The organism is Caballeronia choica (assembly GCF_001544535.1).
GTDB classification, from domain to species: Bacteria; Pseudomonadota; Gammaproteobacteria; order Burkholderiales; family Burkholderiaceae; genus Caballeronia; species Caballeronia choica.
This window is the reverse complement of the sequence record NZ_FCON02000338.1, coordinates 1-3211: the sequence shown is the minus strand read 5'-3', so window position 1 is coordinate 3211 and position 3211 is coordinate 1. Positions and strand designations below refer to the sequence as shown.

The window sequence follows — 3211 nt, the reverse complement described above, 5'->3', positions numbered from 1 at the left end:
CACAGCGCGACAACCGCCGGACTTCGGGTTCGCCGTCACGTACGAATCGTGGTGCGGCGGTACGCAAACCCAAACCCTTGCCCGGCACTAAGAATCCGCGCGCATTCACGCGAGCCGATCTGGATCAGGCAATCGCGCAGGTCGCGCAGCAGTCGAAGACGCCTTCAACACCTGGCCAGCGGTCTGCTCGCACTCGCTGAACGGTCTGACACGCCCCTGTCTGATCAAGGCCGTCCTTCGACACTACGTGGATTCAAACCGTTGAAGACAGAGTAAATCACACATCAAAAACACGACATCTGTATTTAGCCGGCGCTACGACATTTCAAAATGGCTTTGACATTTAATATGTATTTGATTTACTCACAAGAAATTCCCGTGCTGTGAGTGCTGCGTTGCCTCCCAATGCGCACCCCTCGCAGATGCCTGTCCGACGCCGACTCTGGTTGGTACCTGCTACGAAAAAGTTGGACGGCGACAACAATTGCCGCATGGCCAACATGGCTGCCCAGCCAGCTGAGTGTTCCCGGTCTCGATACGCAGGACGGGGCAAGCCTGATCTCTCCGCAGTTTGCAGACGCCTGAGTGTCAGAACTCCGGAGCTTCCAATGCGCGGCAGCAAACGCCGAGGCCGATCGTCGAACACTCCATGGCTACGATCCGGAGCATTCTCGCGATTCGAACAGCGCCCAGTCAGGGAGACTGGTTGCTACGTCTATGTGGTAGAAGGTACTCGTCTTTGTGGCGTCCCGAAAGGGATCGATGCGACGCGAGCCTACTCCTTCTCGTTGAGCAACCACGCGGGGATATCCCGCGCACTATTAATCACGCGCCATATTTCGACGTGATCGTCCCGGTCTACATAAAAAACAAGTTGCGGGTAACGTCTGAGCGGCCACGACCGAAGTCCGGGCAGATTGAGTTCGTAGGCATAGCGCGGAGATCCCAGGGCGGGATTTCTCCCCAACCGCAAGTACGCCTCTTCGACAGCATCGATGAATCCCAGCGCGGCCTGCGCTGAGCCTTCTTCGAAAAGGTAGTAGTCAGTCTCGGTTTCGACGTCCTGACGCGCCCGATGGCTAGGGATTACCGGCTTGGACCTCATTTGGCCGCATTACGCACTCTCGTGCGTAGCGACTCAAAATAGTCTCCATCAACCGGCGCCGTCGGGCCTGACGTCGCACCTTCCATTAGAAGCGTGCGCAATTGCTGACGATGCTGATCGCGGCGGATCAGTTCGCGGACGTATTCGCTGCTGGTGCCGTAGCCCCGTTCGTTGACTTGCTCATCGACGAACATTTTCAGCGTATCCGGTAGGGAAATGTTCATGGTAGTCATGGACCCATCATATCAGATTTGCCAAAATTTGCCAAAAGGGCGGCTTTGCCGAAGCCTCACCCGCCAGTCGCGGATATGCTGGCCCTGAAGGCCGACGATGGGAAGTGGCTCGCATCGGCTTGCCCCACGCGTTTCGCGATACCGTCGGCACGCAGGCCGCTGCGCACCGGGATAGCGGCTGCGCCCGATCCACCTTATGGGGAATCGACGGTATCTCCTGCGCAATTATTCACATCCACGTCGCGTTAGATTTAAGCCAAAAAGATATGCGATTCACAGGGATGTTGATCGGTCCGCGCGCGCCCGCACATCTGCCTCCCTCGCGACCGGCAGCGCGATGAAATCGCGTTCGGACATTTCGCTGTATGACTGCTGGAACGGTAGATAGAGGCGCATGATCCAGCCCTCGCCGTCCTTTCTCACTGCATACGGATGCAGGATCTCACCGTCGATCGTCCGCCTGTCAAATCGTAGTACACCTTTATGCGGATACCGTGTCTCCACTTCCTCGAACCGGGCGTGCATCATGTGCTTGACGACTTCGCCGGAAAAACCGGGATGCCCCGATGTGTCAGCTTCATGAAGCGCAGCTCTGATCGCATCCTCGTCGGTGAGATGGCAATTCGTCATTTCGTGCTCGTCGAACACGACTTCCTTGGCGATGTACGGCGGACCTCGATACCAGTTCGGATCATCGTCGCGATCAAGTTGGATCGCGAGAATCGTTCGGGTGCCGATGTCGGTGCAGCGCCACCGAAAGCCGGCGGAGCCGATAAATTCAAGACCAATATGAAAGTTGGCATGGTTCATTTGTGTCGTCCTCCGCTTTCTACAGGAAGCGGTACGTGGTGGCAACTTGAAAGAGTACGAATGCGAAGGGACTGTCGAACTCAGGCGATTTTTTGTCGGTGCGCATTGCCATGACGCGTACGTACGTATCAGCGCTCTACCGCGACGCGATGGAGCGAGGCGCGCTCTCTACCACGCGGTACGCAGCGGAAGGAAATGACTGAGCACAGTACGGCGAGGAGCGTCAAGGCCGGCATCAAGCCTCGTCACTCGGGTCGAACATCTCGAGCCGGAACTGCCATCCTTCGAATGCTAAAAGCATCGCGCCGAAGTCGTTCCATTCGACGCGTCGTCCATCTATGACCACGCACGGCCGATTACCGTTTTCGTTCCCGTTCCCTTCGATGCGGCCCCGGAGTGTCGTCTCAGCGACTTGCAGGCTGCCGGAATCGGTTCTCAGGTGCTTCGTGACTACGGCCCGCTTCATCTTCCGTATCAGCCGACCCAATAAGGCGAACGGCTCAGACCCGGCCTCACCGAGCACCTGAAATCGGTAGCCTGCGAACTCGTCGTGTCCCGCAAGCTCGAACGCCTCAAGCGACAGCTGATCCCCAAGCAGCAAACTGCGGAAGTGAAATTTGTGATCGTTGCCGTCCGCATCGCGTAGATGAAGTGGTGTAAAGCTTGGATGTTGAAAGTTGTGAACGTCAGCGAATCGCGCCATCTCAGAATTGAAGCATCGACTGCAGAGCACACGCCAGGTGCCGTTCGACCCGGCACTTATAAAGTCGTGTGCGGGCCCTGTCGCGCTACAGCGGTCACATCGGGATTGCGTCATGAGAGCACCGTCCGGGCATCCGGTCCAGGATACTGGGATTGTCGCATGCGCTAAAAACTACCGGACGGTCCTCGCGAGATTCGTGACAGGCTGCGACAGCCGATTTCAGAGGCCGATTAAAAGCCGGCAAATCGTTTTATGCAAAATCTAACCGGCAATTGAAGCGCGTCTTGTTGGTCAACGCGGTCGACCATGTCGATTGTTCGCAATCTGCTCTTGCCTGCGCGCGAGCCGAGCCTTCTCTTG

The 3211-nt window shown here is 57.1% G+C and carries 4 protein-coding genes; all 4 read right to left on the bottom strand.

Annotation, left to right across the window (positions count from 1 at the left end; translation table 11 throughout):
• Window positions 1-775: 775 nt before the first annotated feature.
• The 4 genes from AWB68_RS43505 to AWB68_RS43490 all read right to left on the bottom strand — a co-directional run bounded on the left by AWB68_RS43505 (window position 776) and on the right by AWB68_RS43490 (window position 2965).
• Window positions 776-1105, bottom strand: coding sequence for a type II toxin-antitoxin system RelE/ParE family toxin (locus AWB68_RS43505; RefSeq protein WP_087650265.1), 330 nt, complete (start codon window positions 1103-1105; stop codon window positions 776-778).
• Entirely contained in the window at window positions 1102-1338 is a 237-nt protein-coding gene (locus AWB68_RS43500; RefSeq protein WP_087650264.1) for a type II toxin-antitoxin system ParD family antitoxin, read from the bottom strand. The genes AWB68_RS43505 and AWB68_RS43500 overlap by 4 nt, the downstream gene beginning before the upstream one ends.
• A 273-nt stretch (window positions 1339-1611) precedes the next feature.
• Complete coding sequence (locus AWB68_RS43495) at window positions 1612-2193, bottom strand: hypothetical protein (RefSeq protein ID WP_235028853.1); 582 nt, start codon at window positions 2191-2193, stop codon at window positions 1612-1614.
• Window positions 2194-2383: 190 nt separating this feature from the next.
• On the bottom strand, window positions 2384-2965 hold the full coding sequence (locus AWB68_RS43490; protein WP_087650262.1) for a DUF7713 domain-containing protein: 582 nt from the start codon (window positions 2963-2965) through the stop codon (window positions 2384-2386).
• Between the last annotated feature and the right edge of the window lie 246 nt (window positions 2966-3211).